Source organism: Mesorhizobium australafricanum, assembly GCF_033977265.1.
In the GTDB taxonomy this organism is placed as follows: Bacteria; Pseudomonadota; Alphaproteobacteria; order Rhizobiales; family Rhizobiaceae; genus Mesorhizobium; species Mesorhizobium australafricanum.
The window spans coordinates 254,704-271,071 of sequence record NZ_JAVIIT010000004.1; the positions used below are offsets into that span (position 1 = coordinate 254,704).

Consider the following 16,368-nt stretch of genomic DNA (forward strand, 5'->3'; position numbering starts at 1 on the left):
TGGGGTTGATTTAGCACTAACTGCCGCGCTGACCCCCACCCCGACGCTGCGCGTCGACCCTCCCCACAAGGAGGAGGGTAATGGCGTTACCGCCCGCCGATGACGCCGATATAGTCCGACACCCAGCGGTAATAGGGCACGCACTGGTCGTTCTGGCTGGCGCATTTGGTCACCGGCGTCTTCCAGAACTTGATCTTGTCGAAATTGTCGTAGCCGTTGGTCTTGCAACCTTCGTCGGTCAAAAGCTCATTGCCCTTGCAGGCGGCGGGCACGACCGGCAGCGAACCGAACCAGGCCGAGACGTCGCCCTGGACCTTCGGCGACAAGGAATGCTCGAGCCACATATAGGCGCAGTTCGGATGGGCGGCGTCGGCTTCCATCATGGTTGTGTCGGCCCAGCCGGTGACGCCTTCTTCTGGCACGGTCGAGGCGACCGGCTTCTTGGCGGCGACCAGCGTGTTCACCTGATAAGGCCATGAGCCGGAGGCGACGACACCCTCGTTCTGGAAGTCGTCGACCTGGATCGCGGCATCATGCCAGTAGCGGCCGACCAGCGTGCGCTGCGTGCGCAAGAGATCGAGCGCCGCCTTGTACTGGTCCTCGTTGAGCTCGTAGGGGTCCTTGATGCCGAGTTCCGGCTTGTGGAACATCAGATAGTTGGCAGCGTCGGCGATGTGGATCGGGCCGTCATAGGCCTGGACGCGTCCCTTGTTCGACTTGCCGTCGGGCAGCTTCATTTCCTCGAAGACGACGTTCCAGCTCTTGGGCGCTTCCTTGAAGACATCGGTGTTGTACATCAGGATGTTCGGGCCCCACTGGTAGGGAACGCCGTAATGCACCTTGTCGACGGTGAACCAGGGCGCGTCCTTCAGGCGGTCGTCGACAGTCTTCCAGCTTGGGATCAGATCGGTGTTGATCGGCTGCACGCGCTTGCCGGCGACGAGGCGCAGCGATGCATCTCCCGAAGCGGTGACCAGGTCGAAGCCGCCCTCGTTCATCAGCGAGACCATCTCGTCCGAGGTGTTGGCGGTCTTGACGTTGACCTTGCAGCCGCTTTCCTTTTCGAAAGCCGTCACCCAGTCATAGCCCTTGTCGGTCTCGCCACGCTCGATATAGCCCGGCCAGGCAACGATGTTGACTTCGCCCTCGCCCTTGCCGAGTTCCTTGACCTGGGCCATGGCCTGACCCGAGAAGGTCAGCGCGACAGTCAACGCCGTGCACGACTTCAGGAATGCATTCATCGTCGATCTCCCATTTTGGCGCATGACCCCGAAACCGCTCCGGTTTTCGGAAAGAATCATGCGCAAACTCAAAATGTCAGGACCCGCTTTGCCCTGACGGCAGCGCTTTCAGGGCGCGGCTTTGTTCCCTGAGCAAAAAGTGCTGTGAAAAATCCGGTTTCGCAAATTCATTTATCAGAAAGCCGATATCGGTTTTTCCGATATTTCTATTTGACGCAATTCAGGACGGAAGGCTACGGCGAAGTCGCCGAACCCAACCGTTTCACACTTCCTGGAATTGCTCGATCAGAGCCGCTGGCGAACCATGCGCTGCGATTGCGCGAGGCCGATGAAATCACGCGCCGACTGCGGCAGACTGGAGCCGCGGCGCCAGACCATACCGACCTGGACCACCGGCAGCGAGCCGGAAATGTCGCGCGATTCGATGCGGTCGCCTTCGAGCGACCAGGGCCGGTAGACAAGGTCTGGCAGCAGCGCCACGCCGGCGCCGGTGGCGACGAGGCTGCGCACGGCCTCGACCGAGCGGGTGCGGAACGCGACATGCGGCCGCGCGCCGATCGCCGACAGCAGCTTGCCGGTGTTCTCCTCGATCTCGTCGACTGTGAGCATGATCAGCGGCTCGGCGGCGATATCGCTGATGCCGATGATGTCGGCGCTGGCGAGCCTGTGGCTGAGCGGGATCCACAAGCGGTAGGCCGAGACTTCGAGGATTTCCGACTGCAGCGCGGTGCGATCGCGCAGGTTCGACGTGACCATGACGGCAATGTCGAGCTTGCCGCCGACCAGAAGGTGCTCGAGATAGTCGCCATTGTCCTCGATGGCCGAGACCTCGACGCCTGGATAGGCGCGGCGGTAGCGGGCGAGCAGGTCGGACAGCACATAGCCGGCGACCAGCGAGGTGACGCCGAGCTGCAGGCGGCCGCCGGTAACGGCCTGCTCGCTGAAGAAAGAACGGCGCGCATCGGAGACATCGGCCAGGATCTTGGTCGCGTGCCGCAGGAACTGGTGGCCCTTGTGGGTGATGTTCAGCCCACGCGGATGGCGCTCGAAGAGCTCGACGCCGAGATCGCTCTCCAGTTCCTTGATCGCCTCGGTGACCGAGGACTGGGAAATCGACAGGTTCTGCGCGGCGCCCGAGACGGTGCCCTGCTCGGCGACCGCGACGAAGAACTGCAATTGGCGGATGGTGAAAGCCATGGCCGGACTAAACACCGGCACGCGTGGGAAAGAAAGCCGGCGCAGCCGCCTTGCGCCGGCAGCTTTTACCCTCCTGCCGGTCTGACGCGACGCCAGTGGGAGCGCAGCGCAACGAGAAACGCGACTTCCAGCGCGAGCACGATGGCCATGATGCGAAACGCCACCGTGAGCAGATCGTGGACGCTGTCGCGCATCGCATAGCCGGCAAGAAGGAAGCCGGCGTTCCACAGCATTGCGCCAAGCAAGGTGGCGAGCGTGAAGGGCAAAGCCGGAAGCCGCAAGGCGCCGGCGGCGATCGGCAGATAGTTTCGCACCGTGGGCACGAACTGCGCCAGCAGCGACGCCCGCACGTGGTTGCGGCGGTAGGCGCCAGAAAAACGGAGATAGGTTTCATGGCGCAGGAAAATATAGCGGCCGAAACGCCGGGCCAGAACGTCGGCGCGCGCCGGTCCCAGCCGGCCGCCCAGAGCGTACCAGAACAGGCAGCCGGCCGTCGAAGCCAGCGTCGTCACCGCCAGCAGGGCGCCGAGCGCCGTAAGATCGGACGCCCGGGTCATGCCGAGAAAGAGCAGCAGGACATGCGACGGCGGCACCGGAAGGATCTTTTCGGTGAAGGCCAGACAGGCAGCGCCGAACAGGCCAAGCCCCAGCATCATCGACACGAGATCGATCATGCGAAGCGCCAATCATAGGTGCTGAGGCTCTTGATCCTGGAGACGCGATAGACCGTCGCCGGCGGGAAGTTGCGGAAGGTGCCGCCGATGCGGACAGCTTCAAGGTCGAGCCTGTCGAGGACTGCCTGATCGAACGGGCATCGGCGGCCAAAGGTAAACTGGTAAAGTGCCGCGCCCGGCCGAAGAGTGGCAAAGACACCTTCCAGAATTGCGGATGATTTGCGCGGCGATATCAGGCGAAACGGCAATCCACTGACCGCCGCGCCGACGACTGGGCCATCGAACAGCGGCAGATGGCGCAGGCTGGCCGCATCCATCTCGAAGATGCGCGCCGACGGGAAACGGCGGGTGAGCAGCGAGGCGAAATCCGGGTCGGACTCGACCAGCGTCAGGTCGTTTTCGCGGACGCCGCGCTCCAGCAAGGCGCGCGTGAAGGGACCGGTGCCCGGGCCGAGTTCCAGCACCGGACCAGTATCGGGACCGATCTCGCCCGTGATCAGCGCCGCCAGCCGCGGGCTGGAGGGCGTGACCGAGCCCATCCGGAACGGCGCCAGCGTCCAGGCCATCAGGAAGGACAAAGCGTCATTTACAGGCATGTTGACCTCATTGCTTACACGGGCGATTCGGTTGCCCGGCATTCGACGAGGGCTGTTTGCGGGCGCGGCATTGCATGGACATTGCGCATGGCGGAGCTTGGCGAAAGAAAGGTTCGACGCCGGCAGCGCAAACTGGCGCCATGTTTGCGCAATCTTGGCGCGCTAGTCGGCCGGCAAGCGATTGTAAGGGCTGGGGACTGTAAGAGGTTTTGAATGCGTATCCTGCTGGTCGAGGACGAGCCGGAAATGGTTTCGGCGCTGCGCGCGGCGCTTAGGCGGCACGACATGGTGGTCGACCATGCCGGCTCGCTGCTGGAAGCGGAAGGGTTCGTCGCCGTCGACGGTTATGACGCGATCCTGCTCGACCGGCAGTTGCCGGACGGCGACGGTCTGTCGCTGGTGCCGAAGCTTCGCGCCGCAAGGAATACGACGCCGGTGCTGATGCTGACGGCCAAAGGCGATACCGTCGACAAGGTCGAAGGGCTCGACATGGGCGCCGACGACTATCTGGCCAAGCCCTTCGCCTTCGAGGAACTGCTAGCGCGGCTCAGGGCATTGCTGAGGCGCCCGGCGGCGATCGAGACCCAGACGATCCGCGCTGGGCACCTTTCGCTCGACGTCGGCCATCGCGAGGCTTCTATCCGCGGCGAGCCGCTCGCGCTGCCGCGGCGGGAACTGCTTGTGCTGGAGGCGCTGATGCGGCGAATGGGACGGATGGTGCAGCGCGAAGCCTTGATGGAAGCGGTGTTCGGGCTCGACGACGAAATCCAGTCCAACGCGCTCGACACCCATGTCTCGCGGCTGCGCCGCAAGCTTGCCGATGCCGATGGCGGAGTCGTCATCAACGGCATTCGCGGCGTCGGCTATCTCCTGCGCGAAACGACATGAGCGCCAGGCGATGAGCATCAAACGCCCGCGTTCGCTGAAATGGAGCCTGGTGCTGCGCATCGCCTTGCTGCAATGCGCCATGCTGACGCTGATCATCGCCGGCATTCTCGGCGCCATGCTGGCCACCGGCATCATCCCACACGACTATGAAGACGGCACAATGGACGTGCTGGCGGATGCCGTGGCGCGCGACGCTGGCGGCAAGCTGGTCCTGCGTGAAACTCCGGATGTCACGAAGCTGCGCGCCGGGGTTCCCGACCTCTGGTTCATCATCCGCGACAAGCAGGGGCAGCGGCTTCAGGAAGGCACGGTGCCGGTCATTTTCCAGGCTTTTGTCGGACTGCTGGACAACATCAGCGACGCCCGTATCGACAATTCGATCGGCGAGAGCGCCCCACCGGATGCAAAGATCCGCTGGACCGACACCGCCGCCGGGAACGTCCAGATTTTTACCGGCACCAAAGGCAGGCTTTCGCTGCTGCGTTTGCTCGGGCAGGCGCCGCAATTCTTCCTGCAGGGCATATTGCCACTCGCCGGGCTGATGGCGCTGGCCACGCTGTTCGCGACGCCCTGGGTGGTGCGTGGCGCGCTGTCGGGTCTTGGCCATGCGGCCGCCGAAGCCGAGCGCATCGACATCGACCAGCGCGGCGTGCAGCTGCCGCTGAAGGATGTACCGAGGGAAGTCACACCGCTGGTGAAGGCGGTGAACGCCGCGCTTGCGCGCCTGGACAAGGGCTATGAACGGCACAAGCGCTTCCTGACCGACGCAGCGCATGAACTCAGAACGCCGGTCGCCATCCTCAACACGCGGCTCGCCGCGTTGCCGGCGACGCCGGAGCGGGCGCGGCTTCTGCAGGACGCCGCACGGCTATCGACGCTTGCCGATCAGTTGCTCGACCTGCAGCGGCTCGACCGCCAGGCCGAGCATTTCGGGCCGGTCGACCTGGTCGCCATCGCGCGCAACGTCGTGGTCGACCTGGCGCCGATGGCCTTCGCCGCCGGCTACGAGATGTCGTTCGAGCCGGCCAGCGAAAAGCTCATAGTGCGCGGCGACCGCACGGCGATCGAACGCGCCGTGACCAATCTTGTCCAGAACGCGATCGACCATGGCGGCAAGGCCGGCCGGATCACTGTCAGTGTGCGGCCGCCCGCGGCGATCGAAGTGCAGGACGAAGGCGACGGCGTGCCGACATCCGAACGCGAGCGCATCTTCGAGCCGTTCCACCGCTTGCATCGGCAGGACCATGGCGCCGGCCTCGGCCTGAACCTGGTCCGCGACCTGATGCAGCTGCATGGCGGCAAGGTCGAGGTGCTTGACGGCAAGGACGGCGGTGCCTGTTTCCGGATGATTTTTCCGGGCGTGCCGGCCGCCTAATTCAGCTTCCAACAGTCGTCGCAAGCAAGAGCGATTTGGCGCCATGGCCAGGGTCGCGGCGCATCAGCCGCTGGTGTTCGGATAGGTTCTTGTTTCTTGGGTAACATCAGGCCGTCGCAATGGCCAAGCGCGCGCCGGCCTGGCTCAGCGCGGCGGCGATGTCGCGCGGCGGCGGCTGGTCGGTCGCAAGCTCGGAAAAGCCGTCGAAGCCGCAGACCCGGACCAGGCCCTGGCGACCGAACTTGGTATGGTCGGTGATGACCAGCGAGCGCTGACCGCGCGACAGCACCATGCGGGCGAATTCCGCCTCGTCCAGATCATAGTCGGTCAGACCGGCGGCGGCATCGACCGCGCCGATCGAGATCACCGCATGATCGACCGAAAAGCGGCTGACGAACTCGATTGCCGAAATGCCGAAAGCCGCGCCTGAATCGCTGCGCAGTTCGCCGCCCGCCATATAGACCCTGTTGCCGTTCACCGTCGCCAGCGTGCGGGCAATGTCGGAGGAATTGGTGACCACCGTCAGCCGGCGATGCCCCAGCAGTTCACGCGCCAGGAAGGATGTGGTCGTGCCGGTGTCGAGCATGATCGCCTCGCCATCGCGGATCGTGGCCGCGACCATCTTGGCGATCAGGCGCTTGGCTTCGGCATTCTCGCGCATGCGCCGCTCGAACGGCGCCTCGCCCACCATCGAGGCAAGGCCCACGGCGCCGTGCATCTTCAGAACCGACCCGTCATCGGCAAGCGGCTTGACGTCGCGCCGCACCGTTTCCAGCGAGACGCCCAGCCGTTCGGCGAGGCTGGCTATGGTGATCGTGCCCTCCTCCTTGAGGAGCCGCAGGATTTCGCCATGCCGTTTCGAATGGATCATCTGAATGTCCGGGTTTTTGACCGAATTTAAGGTTTCAGCAACGCTTTGAAAGGAGTCGCTTATGTTTTCGGGCAAAACACCCAAAAAAGGTCACAGCTTTTGATTGACAGCTCTGCCACCCCGGCGTGAAACTAACCCAGTGTCAGGCTCGGAACTGCCACGGGAGGGTGATGGCAGAGCCGCAACCTAACGACCAGATTGTCTGGAACCATCCAGACTCGGGCTTTTGTCGAATCCGCGGGGGCGGACGCCGGGATACTAAACCTGGCCAAGGGGCTCGTCGGTGCGGTGCGGGATACCGATCCTGGCGTCTCGCACCGACGAGGCTTTTTCGTTTTTTCCCATCGTTGTTTTCCGGAGGACCGGCTGAGGCCGGAGCGAAACCGTGAATGCCGAGGACCGCATCCGCGCCTTGCCGTGCTGGAGCGGCGGCATCGAGATCGAGCCGTTGCCGGGCGGCCTCAGCAACGCCAATTATGTCGTCACGGACGCCGCCGGACGCCATGTCGTGCGCTTCGGCCAGGACTTCCCGTTCCACCACGTCTTTCGCGAGCGCGAGGTGATGACCGCGCGGGCCGCACACGCCGCGGGTTTCGCTCCGGCCGTGCACTATTCCGAGCCAGGCATACTGGTGACGGAATTTCTCGGCGCCAAGACTTTTCTGGGCGAGGATGTGCGCGCCAATCTCGGCCGTGTGGCGGCGTTGCTGCGCGGCTTCCATCGCGAGATGCCGAACCACGTCTCCGGCGCCGGCTTCATGTTCTGGGTGTTCCACGTCATCCGCGACTATGCGCGCACGCTCAACGAAGGCGGCAGCCGCAAGAAGGACCAGTTGCCGCGTTATCTTTCGCTCGCGGACGAGCTCGAGCGGGCGCAGAAGCTTTTGCCGATCGTCTTCGGCCACAATGATCTTTTGCCGGCTAATATCCTGGACGACGGCAGGCGGTTGTGGCTGATCGACTTCGAATATGCCGGCTTCAACACGGCGATGTTCGACCTCGCCGGCGTGGCCTCCAATGCCGGCATGAGCGACGACGAGTCCTTCGCCTTCATGACCGCCTATTTCATGAAGGAACCGGACAACGAAATCCGCCGCTCGCATGCCGCCATGCAATGCGCCTCGCTGCTGCGCGAGGCGATGTGGAGCATGGTCTCCGAGCTCTATCTCGACGCGCCCGGCATCGACTACGTCGCCTATACCGAGGAAAACCTCGTACGGCTCGATGCGGCGCTGGAGAATTACCGGACGAAGTACGGACCAAAGTCATGACGTTGCCCAGCCATGCCGAAATCGTCGTCATCGGCGGCGGCATCATCGGCTGTTCCACCGCCTATCATCTGGCGCGCGACCACAAGGCCAATGTGGTGTTGCTCGAACAGGGCAAGCTGACCTCGGGCTCGACCTGGCACGCCGCCGGCCTGGTCGGGCAGTTGCGCTCCTCGGCCTCGATCACGCGCGTGCTCAAATATTCGGTCGAGCTCTACAAGGGCCTCGAGGCCGAGACCGGCCTGGCGACCGGCTGGAAGATGACGGGGTGCCTGCGGTTGGCGACGAACGCCGACCGCTGGACCGAGTTCAAACGGCTGGCGACGACGGCCAAGAGCTTCGGCATGGACATGCAGCTTCTGTCGCCGGCGGAAGTGAACCGCATGTGGCCGCTGATGGAGACCGGCGATCTGGTCGGCGCCTCGTGGTTGCCGACCGACGGGCAGGCAAGCCCTTCCGACATTGCCCAGTCACTCGCCAAGGGCGCGCGAATGCATGGCGCAAAACTGTTCGAGGACGTGCGTGTCACCGGCTTTACGATGAAGCACGGCCGCATCGCCGCGGTGAAGACTTCAAAAGGCGACATCGCCTGCGACAAGGTGGTGAACTGCGCCGGACAGTGGGCAAGGCAGCTCGGCGCGATGGCCGGCATCAACGTGCCGCTGCAGCCGGTGAAGCACCAGTACATCATCACCGAGAAGATCGAAGGCCTTGCGACCGACGCGCCGACGATCCGCGACCCGGATCGCCGCACCTATTTCAAGGAAGAGGTCGGCGGGCTGGTGATGGGCGGCTATGAGCCCAACCCGCAGGCCTGGACGACAGGCGATGTGCCCAACGACTGGGAATTCCGCCTGTTCGACGACGACTACGATCATTTCGAACAGCATATGACCCAGGCGATCGCGCGGGTTCCCGCCTTGGAAACCGTCGGCGTCAAGCAGATGATCAACGGGCCAGAAAGCTTCACGCCGGACGGCAATTTCATTCTCGGCGTGGCGCCGGAATGCGCCAACATGTTCGTCGGCGCCGGCTTCAACGCCTTCGGCATCGCGTCCGGCGGCGGCGCCGGCTGGGTGCTGGCGCAGTGGGTGGTCGACGGCGAGGCGCCGCTCGACCTGTGGGTGGTCGACATCCGACGCTTCTCCGGCCTGCATCGCGACCGCGACTGGGTCCGCGACCGCACCCTGGAAGCCTACGGCAAGCACTACACGATCGGCTTCCCGCATGAGGAGTATCTCTCCGGCAGACCGCGCATCGTCTCGCCGCTCTATGAGCGGCTGAAGACGCATCGCGCGGTGTTCGGCTCCAAGCTTGGCTGGGAACGGCCGAACTGGTTCGCGCCGGATGGCACAGCCGCCGAAGACGTCTATTCGATGGGCCGGCAGAACTGGTTCGGCCCGGTGGGCGACGAGCACCGGCATGTGCGCGAGAAGGTCGGCATCTTCGACCAGTCGTCCTTCGCCAAATATGAGCTGACCGGCACTGACGCGCTGAAGGCGCTCGACTGGGTCTGCGCCAACGACGTCAACAAGCCGGTCGGGCGGCTGACCTACACGCAGATTCTCAACACACGCGGCGGCATCGAGGCTGATCTCACCGTATCGCGGCTGGGCGAAGACAGGTTCTACATCGTCACCGGCACCGGTTTCCGCACGCATGACCTGTCCTGGATCGGCGATCATATCGGCTCCGGCCTGGACGCGAGGCTGAAGGACGTCACCGAGGATTTCGGCACGCTGTCGCTGATGGGACCGCGCGCCCGCGACGTGCTGTCGGCGGTGACCGATGCCGACGTCTCGAACGGCGCCTTCCCCTTCGGCCATGCGCGCGAGATCGCGATTGCCGGCCATAACGTGAAGGCGCTGCGCGTCACCTATGTCGGCGAGCTTGGCTGGGAGCTGCATGTGCCGATCGCCGCCACCGGCGAGGTTTTCGACGCGCTGATGGCGACAGGCAGGAAGCATGACATCCTCCCGGTCGGCTACCGGGCGCTGGAATCGCTGCGACTGGAGAAGGGCTATCGCGCCTGGGGTTCCGACATCACGCCGAACGACACGCCGCTGGAGGCGGGCCTCGGCTGGGCGGTGAAGCTTCGCAAGAACACCGACTTCGTGGGACGCGGGGCGCTGGAGAAAGCGACAGGCAAGCCGCTGACGAAACGCTTTGCCGGCTTCACCGTGGACGACCTGGAGACCGTGCTGGTCGGGCGCGAGACGATCCTGCGCAATGGCGAGCCGGCCGGCTATCTGACCAGTGGCGGTTACGGCTACACGGTGAGCAAGAACATCGGCTACGGCTATGTGCGCAATGCCGACGGCGTCAGCGACGATTTCCTCGCCTCGGGCGATTATGAGCTGGTGGTGGCGATGGAGCGCACGCCAGCCAGGATCCATCTCGAGCCGATGTATGACCCTGCTGGGGCGAAGATAAAGTCCTGATCCACGAAGAGCGGGTCAGCTCACGCGCAGCACAAGCCCCCTGCTAGGCACGGTATGGGTTTCGCCCGGCATCGAGGCATAAGGCGACGTTTCCTCGACACGCGCCAGCGTGCCCTGCTTTTCGAGCTCGGCAATGCGCTCGGCGAAGCCGGCATGCCAAAGCGTGTTCTTGACCGTCAGCACGATGACGCCGCCGGAACGGCAAATGCGGATCAACTCGTCCAGGCCCTCGATCCCGACATGGCCGGAGGTGAAGACGCCTGCCGAAATAATCCCCGCATAGGCGCCGTCGGCGAAGGGCAAAGTGTCACCCATCGCCAGGCGATGCAGCGCCGTGTAGACGCCCTTCGCCCCGGCCTTGTCCAGCATGCCTTGCGAAATATCGAGCGCCTCGACCCGCGGGTAGCCGGTGATGGCGAGCCACTCGCCGATCAGGCCGGTGCCGGCGCCGGCGTCGAGCAAGGGTTCGGCGCCGCGCGGCAGGTGCCGGGCCAGCAGCGCCAGGCAGATCGTCGGATGGCGATAGCCGGCCGCCGACATGTCGGTGTCGTAGGTGTCCGCCCAGCCGTCATAGATCGCGGCCACTTCCTCCGGTCGCTGCGCCGCATAAGCGGCGCCCAGCGCGCTGTTGTGCTTGCCGTCTGCCATTGCCGCTCCCGACGCCCGATTCTCGTTCAACCGATGATAGCCAAGCAGCTAAAATTGTGGAACCGTCAGAACGACAACAATGGCGTGAAGGGGACACGACATGACCGACGAGCTGCGCGCGGCGCTGGCGGCTGTTCCGGTGCTGGCTGGCTATGACGGACCCCTGGAGCGGCTCGGCGGTCTCACCAACATGGTCTACAGGGCCGGCAATGTGTGCCTGCGCATTCCCGGCAAGGGCACGGAAGAATACATCAACCGCGCCAACGAGGCGGTTGCGGCGCGCGAGGCGGCCAAAGCCGGTGTCAGTCCCGAAGTGCTTTATGCCGATCCGGCATCCGGCCGGATGGCGACGCGCTTCATCGCCGGCGCCGAGACGATGTCGCCGGAGAAATTCAAGGCGAGACCGGGCAGCCCGGCGCGTGCGGGCGAGGTTTTCCGAAAACTGCATTCCTCCGGCGCGGTCTTTCCCTTCCGCTTCGAACTGTTCGCGATGATCGACGACTATCTCAAGGTTCTGTCGACGAAGGACGTGGCGCTGCCCGCCGGCTATCACGACGTGGTGCGCGAGGCAGGCGCAGTACGCGCCGCCCTTGACGCGCACCCCATCCAGCTCGCCGCCTGCCATTGCGATCCGCTGTGCGAGAATTTTCTCGATACGGGCGACCGGATGTGGATCGTCGACTGGGAATATTCCGGCATGAACGATCCGCTTTGGGACCTGGGCGATCTCTCGGTCGAAGGCAAGTTCGACGCGGGCCAGGACGAAGAAATGATACGCGCCTATTTCGGCGGCGAGGCGCGACCGGCGGAGCGCGGCCGCATCGTCATCTACAAGGCGATGTGCGATCTGCTCTGGACGCTGTGGGGCCTGATCCAGCTCGCCAGCGACAATCCGGTCGACGATTTCCGCGCCTATGCCGACGGCCGCTTCGCCCGCTGCAGGGCGCTGATGGAGACGCAGGAATTTTCACGTCACCTTGCGGCGATACGAAACGGCTAGGCAAGACTCGTCAAACCGGGCGATGCCCGACTTATCGTCCCTCGGCGCCGAGCTGCCTCAGAAAACTCCGATAATCGGTGCGGACGAACTCCTCGACCAGGCGGCCGTCGTCGGTGAATATGAAGATGTTGATCAGGTCCATGGTGATGTCGGCGCCATTCGGGGGCAGCGGCCCGGCCGGCGACATGGTGAATGCGTGGACGAAGCGGCCGGTTATCCAGGTCTGGCACGCAACCATATTCCCTTCGACCACCATAATGCCGCGCCGGATCTTGCGATCCTCGAATGCCGCGCGGATCGCGGCGAAATAGCTGTTCAGCCCATCGAAGTCGCTTTCAAAGCCGTCCGGCCCGTGAAAGCGAAAATTCTCGACGTCGAAATAGCCGGTGATTTCAGCCGCCGGCGCGCCGGCGACCTCAAGTTCACCGGCTTTGACAAGGCGGGCGACAAGTTCGTCTCGTGCCAACTGCATGCTCATGGCGATATCCCTTTCCTCTGGTGTAATCGCGCTTGCCAGCAGACTGCCACGGCAGGCGCGAACCGATCAGCCTTCGGCGAGCTGCCAGGGAGATAGACAGTTTCCATTCGTCGAATAAGATGGACAAACCCGCATGGGTTCGTGAATGGTTTTCACCAATGACTCGGCCGATTTTCAACGAGCTCGAAGCGTTCCGCGCGGTCGCCACCAAGCGCAGCTTCCGCCAGGCGGCCGACGCGGTGGGCGTATCGCGTTCAGCGCTCAGCCACACCATCATCGCGCTTGAAAAGACGCTGGGCGTGCGGCTCCTCAACCGCACCACCCGCAGCGTATCACCTACCGAGGCCGGACAGCGGCTGCTCCGGCTTTTGGAGCCGGCGCTGCGCGAGCTCGATGCCGCCCTCGACCAGCTTGCCGACGATCGCGGCGCGCCGAACGGAATATTACGCATCAATGCAAACAAGGCCGCGGCGGCATGGCTGCTCGGCCATGTCGTGCCGCATTTCCTCAGGCAATATCCAAGCGTCGAGCTCGACCTGGTTTCGGAAGGCCGCCTCGTCGACATCGTCCGCGACGGCTTCGACGCCGGTGTGCGATTGGCCGATGCGATACCGCAAGACATGATTGCGGTGCCGCTCGGTGGTCCCGCGCGCTTTGTCGCGGTTGCCGCGCCGGCCTATCTGGCTGACCGGAAGCCGCCGGCAACGCCTGAGGATCTGCGGTACCATGCCTGCATCCGCCAAAGATTGCCGAGCGGCAAACGATATTTCTGGGAGTTCAGCCGCGACGACCAGGAACTCTCGATCGATGTCCCCGGTCCGCTGTCGCTCGACGACAACGTCTTGATGGTCCAGGCTGCGGTGAATGGCCTGGGGATCGCCTACGTGCCTGAATCTTTCGCCGGCAATGAACTGCGCTCGGGCCAACTCGTGACGGTGTTGACCGAGTGGTGTCCGCCGATACCTGGGCTAGCGCTCTATTATCCCGGCTATCGTCATGTGCCGTCGACCTTGCGCGCCTTTGTCGACACGATCAAACAACACCGGCACAGCGCCGAAGATCAGGGCATAGGCGCCGGCACGATCGACGAAGCGTCTTCTGCCGATCCCTAATTCACGCCCTTCGGCACGTTCTCAGGCGGCACCTCCGTCTCCACCACCTTCTGGCGATGGAAGATGAACATGCCGGCCAGCACGACGATGGCCGCGCCGACCAGGATGCGCGGGCTGGGTACATCGCCGAAGAAGGCCAGGCCGAAGACCACCGCCCACAGAAGCAGGCTGTAATGCAGCGGCGCCAGCGTCGAGGCCGGCGCCAGCTTCAGCGCCCTTGTGATCATCAGATGGGCGGCGCAGGAGACGACGCCGAGCAGGAGCATGGCGCCGAGATCGAGCGCCGACGGCGTGCGCCAGGCGCCGATGGCAAGCACACCGCCGACCAGCAGCGTGCCTGTGGTCTGCCAGGTGACCAAGGTCGTGTCGCTGGTGCCGCGCAGCAGGCGGCTCAGGATGATGGCGAAGGCGAAAGCGATGCTGCCGACCAGCGCAAAGCCGGAAGACATGGAGAAGGCCGCCGAGGACGGCTTCAGCATGATCAGCACGCCGCAGAAGCCGACCAGGATGGCCAGCCAACGGCGCCAGCCGACCTTTTCGCCAAGCAGCAGGTGCGACAGCGCCGCGACGTAGATCGGCCCGGCCATGTAGAAGCTCATCACGTCGGCGAGCGGCAGATAGACGACCGCGGCATAAAAAAGCGCGGTATCGGTGGTGGTGGCGACGACACGCAGGACCTGTAGAAGCGGCCGTTCCATGTGAAACAGCCTGGCCGTGCCCTGGTTGGCGATCATCGGGCCGAGCACGATGAAGGCGCCGATCGAGCGGATCAGCACCACCTGTCCGACGGAGAAGGAGGCGACCAGCCATTTGCCCATCGCGTCGTTCAGCGCGAACATGAAGTCGCCGGCCAGCATCAACAGGATGCCGGCGAGCAACACGTTCCTGACCGTGAAGTTGCGGGCAAGGGATTGAGCCATGCTGGCTCCCTAGACGCAAGCAGCCGGCTTGACGAGGGAAATCCGTAAGACCAGCAGCGGAAATCGAGGTTGGCCGAGGCGCCGGAACCTCGTCATCCACGGGCGGAGCGGGAGCGAAGCTGACGCGCAGACCCGAGGATCCATGCCGTGACCTCGCGCGAAGGGCGGAAGCGGCGCAGGACAAGGTCGTTCCGCATCGCGGCGACGCTTAGAGGTAACGGCATGGATTCTATGGTCTGCGCCGCGTCGCTTCGCTCCTTGCTTCGCCATAGAATGACGAAGTCGCGAGCTAATGCGACTGGTCCAGCCGAGACGCAGAGACCTACGCTGCTTTATGCCGTCGGTTGATGCTTTCCGGCCGGCCCGCGATCGACAGCCGCGTTTCCTGCTTGGTACGTTGCGCCACGACCTTGCCTCGGGCGATGACGCAGAGCCGTTCGGGGCGCAGGCGAACGGCCTCGATCGCATTGCCTGCATCGAGCACGACGAGGCTCGCCCGCTTGCCGACGGCAAGGCCAAGATCGTCGAGCCCCATGATGGCGGCGTTGACATTGGTGACCATGTCGAAGCAGCGCGCCATGTCGGCCGGGCTCGACATCTGGGCGACATGCAGGCCCATGAAGGCGACATCGAGCATGTCGGCCGTGCCCAGCGAATACCAGGGGTCGAGCACGCAATCCTGGCCCCAGCCGACGCGGATGCCGAGCGCCAGCATCTCCTTCACCCGGGTCAGGCCGCGCCGCTTCGGGAAAGTGTCGTGGCGCCCCTGCAGCATGATGTTGATCAGCGGATTGGGGATAGCCGAAACACCGGCTTCGGCGATCAGCGGCAAAAGCTTCGAGACGTAATAATTGTCCATCGAATGCATCGATGTGAGGTGCGAGCCGGCCACCCTGCCCTGCAGGCCGAGCCGTTGCGTTTCAAAGGCGAGCTGCTCGATATGGCGCGACAGCGGATCGTCTGTCTCGTCGCAATGCATGTCGACCATCAGGCCGCGCTTGGCCGCGATCTCGCAAAGCTCCGTCACCGAGCGGGTGCCGTCGGCCATGGTGCGCTCGAAATGCGGGATGCCGCCGACGATGTCGACGCCCTTGTCGAGCGCGAGGATGGTGTTCTTGAACGCCGTCGGCGAGCGATAGAGGCCGTCCTGCGGAAACGCGACCAGCTGCAGGTCGATATAGGGCGCGACGGTTTTCTTGACATCGAGCAGCGCTTCCACCGCAAGCAGCCGGTCGTCGCAGACATCGACATGGCTGCGGATGGCGAGCAGGCCCATCGACACGGCCCAGTCGCAATAGGCAAGCGCGCGCTCGCGCACCGCCTCATGCGTCAGAAGCGGCTTCAACTCGCCCCAGAGCGCAATGCCTTCGAGCAGCGTGCCTGATGCGTTGATGCGCGGGATGCCGAAGGACAGCGTGGCATCCATGTGGAAATGCGGATCGACGAAGGGCGGCGAGACAAGATCGCCGCGCGCGTCGATCTCCGTCGGTGAAGAACCCGGCAAGTTCGGCTCTATGGCCCGGATGGTTTCGCCGGTAATGCCGATATCGGCAATCCTGCCGTCCGGCAGCGTGCCGCCGCGCACGATGAGGTCGAAATCCATCTGTCGTCACCCCTCTGAAGAATCGGCAATCATCGTGGCCGAAAAGACAGCCTGGCG

The 16,368-nt window shown here is 64.1% G+C and carries 15 protein-coding genes; 6 read left to right on the plus strand and 9 right to left on the minus strand.

Going from position 1 to position 16,368, the window contains the following annotated elements; genetic code table 11:
- Nucleotides 1-86: 86 nt before the first annotated feature.
- From RFM98_RS10435 to RFM98_RS10450, 4 genes are all read right to left on the minus strand, one after another.
- The gene (locus RFM98_RS10435) at nt 87-1,241 is read right to left on the minus strand and encodes an ABC transporter substrate-binding protein (RefSeq protein WP_320308777.1); all 1,155 of its coding nucleotides are present in this window, start codon (nt 1,239-1,241) and stop codon (nt 87-89) included.
- Between the two features lie 285 nt (nt 1,242-1,526).
- Nucleotides 1,527-2,438, minus strand: a complete 912-nt coding sequence (locus RFM98_RS10440) for a LysR substrate-binding domain-containing protein (protein ID WP_320308778.1) — start codon at nt 2,436-2,438, stop codon at nt 1,527-1,529.
- A gap of 65 nt (nt 2,439-2,503) precedes the next feature.
- Nucleotides 2,504-3,112 (minus strand): DedA family protein, encoded by a 609-nt coding sequence (locus RFM98_RS10445; protein ID WP_320308779.1) that lies wholly within the window; start codon nt 3,110-3,112, stop codon nt 2,504-2,506.
- On the minus strand, nt 3,109-3,708 hold the full coding sequence (locus RFM98_RS10450; protein ID WP_320308780.1) for a class I SAM-dependent methyltransferase: 600 nt from the start codon (nt 3,706-3,708) through the stop codon (nt 3,109-3,111). Before RFM98_RS10450 ends, RFM98_RS10445 begins: the two co-directional genes overlap by 4 nt.
- A gap of 213 nt (nt 3,709-3,921) precedes the next feature.
- Here RFM98_RS10450 and RFM98_RS10455 point away from each other — a divergent pair, with 213 nt between their 5' ends.
- Both RFM98_RS10455 and RFM98_RS10460 read left to right on the plus strand, forming a co-directional pair.
- A complete protein-coding gene (locus RFM98_RS10455) occupies nt 3,922-4,596 on the plus strand; it encodes a response regulator transcription factor (protein ID WP_320308781.1) in 675 nt (224 codons plus the stop codon).
- A 10-nt stretch (nt 4,597-4,606) separates the two neighbouring features.
- Nucleotides 4,607-5,971: a sensor histidine kinase gene (locus RFM98_RS10460; protein ID WP_320308782.1), complete on the plus strand. Its 1,365-nt coding sequence runs from the start codon at nt 4,607-4,609 to the stop codon at nt 5,969-5,971.
- Between the two features lie 106 nt (nt 5,972-6,077).
- Here RFM98_RS10460 and RFM98_RS10465 read toward each other — a convergent pair whose 3' ends face one another.
- Nucleotides 6,078-6,842, minus strand: coding sequence for a DeoR/GlpR family DNA-binding transcription regulator (locus RFM98_RS10465; RefSeq protein ID WP_320308783.1), 765 nt, complete (start codon nt 6,840-6,842; stop codon nt 6,078-6,080).
- Between the two features lie 385 nt (nt 6,843-7,227).
- On the opposite strand from RFM98_RS10465, the gene RFM98_RS10470 reads away from it, so the two are divergent.
- Nucleotides 7,228-8,112 (plus strand): phosphotransferase, encoded by an 885-nt coding sequence (locus RFM98_RS10470; RefSeq protein WP_320308784.1) that lies wholly within the window; start codon nt 7,228-7,230, stop codon nt 8,110-8,112.
- Nucleotides 8,109-10,550, plus strand: coding sequence for a GcvT family protein (locus RFM98_RS10475; protein WP_320308785.1), 2,442 nt, complete (start codon nt 8,109-8,111; stop codon nt 10,548-10,550). Before RFM98_RS10470 ends, RFM98_RS10475 begins: the two co-directional genes overlap by 4 nt.
- Before the next feature lie 15 nt (nt 10,551-10,565).
- On the opposite strand, the gene RFM98_RS10480 is transcribed toward RFM98_RS10475, so the two are convergent.
- Nucleotides 10,566-11,198: a class I SAM-dependent DNA methyltransferase gene (locus RFM98_RS10480; protein WP_320308786.1), complete on the minus strand. Its 633-nt coding sequence runs from the start codon at nt 11,196-11,198 to the stop codon at nt 10,566-10,568.
- Between the two features lie 100 nt (nt 11,199-11,298).
- On the opposite strand from RFM98_RS10480, the gene RFM98_RS10485 reads away from it, so the two are divergent.
- Nucleotides 11,299-12,198, plus strand: a complete 900-nt coding sequence (locus tag RFM98_RS10485; protein WP_320308787.1) for a phosphotransferase — start codon at nt 11,299-11,301, stop codon at nt 12,196-12,198.
- A gap of 31 nt (nt 12,199-12,229) precedes the next feature.
- Here the strand turns inward: RFM98_RS10485 and RFM98_RS10490 are convergent, their stop codons facing one another.
- On the minus strand, nt 12,230-12,676 hold the full coding sequence (locus RFM98_RS10490) for an ester cyclase (RefSeq protein ID WP_320308788.1): 447 nt from the start codon (nt 12,674-12,676) through the stop codon (nt 12,230-12,232).
- 158 nt (nt 12,677-12,834) lie between these two features.
- On the opposite strand from RFM98_RS10490, the gene RFM98_RS10495 reads away from it, so the two are divergent.
- Entirely contained in the window at nt 12,835-13,788 is a 954-nt protein-coding gene (locus RFM98_RS10495) for a LysR family transcriptional regulator (protein WP_320308789.1), read from the plus strand.
- Here the strand turns inward: RFM98_RS10495 and RFM98_RS10500 are convergent.
- Both RFM98_RS10500 and RFM98_RS10505 read right to left on the minus strand, forming a co-directional pair.
- Nucleotides 13,785-14,708 (minus strand): DMT family transporter, encoded by a 924-nt coding sequence (locus tag RFM98_RS10500; RefSeq protein ID WP_320308790.1) that lies wholly within the window; start codon nt 14,706-14,708, stop codon nt 13,785-13,787. The genes RFM98_RS10495 and RFM98_RS10500 overlap by 4 nt on opposite strands.
- 322 nt (nt 14,709-15,030) lie before the next feature.
- Complete coding sequence (locus RFM98_RS10505) at nt 15,031-16,311, minus strand: amidohydrolase family protein (RefSeq protein WP_320308791.1); 1,281 nt, start codon at nt 16,309-16,311, stop codon at nt 15,031-15,033.
- Nucleotides 16,312-16,368: the final 57 nt, after the last annotated feature.

Excerpts from the sequence above, each read along its gene's own strand:
- RFM98_RS10435 (WP_320308777.1), bottom strand. The coding sequence starts at position 1,241 with ATGAATGCATTCCTGAAGTCGTGCACGGCGTTGACTGTCGCGCTGACC.
- RFM98_RS10440 (WP_320308778.1), bottom strand. The coding sequence starts at position 2,438 with ATGGCTTTCACCATCCGCCAATTGCAGTTCTTCGTCGCGGTCGCCGAG.
- RFM98_RS10445 (WP_320308779.1), bottom strand. The coding sequence starts at position 3,112 with ATGATCGATCTCGTGTCGATGATGCTGGGGCTTGGCCTGTTCGGCGCT.
- RFM98_RS10450 (WP_320308780.1), bottom strand. The coding sequence starts at position 3,708 with ATGCCTGTAAATGACGCTTTGTCCTTCCTGATGGCCTGGACGCTGGCG.
- RFM98_RS10455 (WP_320308781.1), top strand. The coding sequence starts at position 3,922 with ATGCGTATCCTGCTGGTCGAGGACGAGCCGGAAATGGTTTCGGCGCTG.
- RFM98_RS10460 (WP_320308782.1), top strand. The coding sequence starts at position 4,607 with ATGAGCATCAAACGCCCGCGTTCGCTGAAATGGAGCCTGGTGCTGCGC.
- RFM98_RS10465 (WP_320308783.1), bottom strand. The coding sequence starts at position 6,842 with ATGATCCATTCGAAACGGCATGGCGAAATCCTGCGGCTCCTCAAGGAG.
- RFM98_RS10475 (WP_320308785.1), top strand. The coding sequence starts at position 8,109 with ATGACGTTGCCCAGCCATGCCGAAATCGTCGTCATCGGCGGCGGCATC.
- RFM98_RS10480 (WP_320308786.1), bottom strand. The coding sequence starts at position 11,198 with ATGGCAGACGGCAAGCACAACAGCGCGCTGGGCGCCGCTTATGCGGCG.
- RFM98_RS10485 (WP_320308787.1), top strand. The coding sequence starts at position 11,299 with ATGACCGACGAGCTGCGCGCGGCGCTGGCGGCTGTTCCGGTGCTGGCT.
- RFM98_RS10490 (WP_320308788.1), bottom strand. The coding sequence starts at position 12,676 with ATGAGCATGCAGTTGGCACGAGACGAACTTGTCGCCCGCCTTGTCAAA.
- RFM98_RS10495 (WP_320308789.1), top strand. The coding sequence starts at position 12,835 with ATGACTCGGCCGATTTTCAACGAGCTCGAAGCGTTCCGCGCGGTCGCC.
- RFM98_RS10500 (WP_320308790.1), bottom strand. The coding sequence starts at position 14,708 with ATGGCTCAATCCCTTGCCCGCAACTTCACGGTCAGGAACGTGTTGCTC.
- RFM98_RS10505 (WP_320308791.1), bottom strand. The coding sequence starts at position 16,311 with ATGGATTTCGACCTCATCGTGCGCGGCGGCACGCTGCCGGACGGCAGG.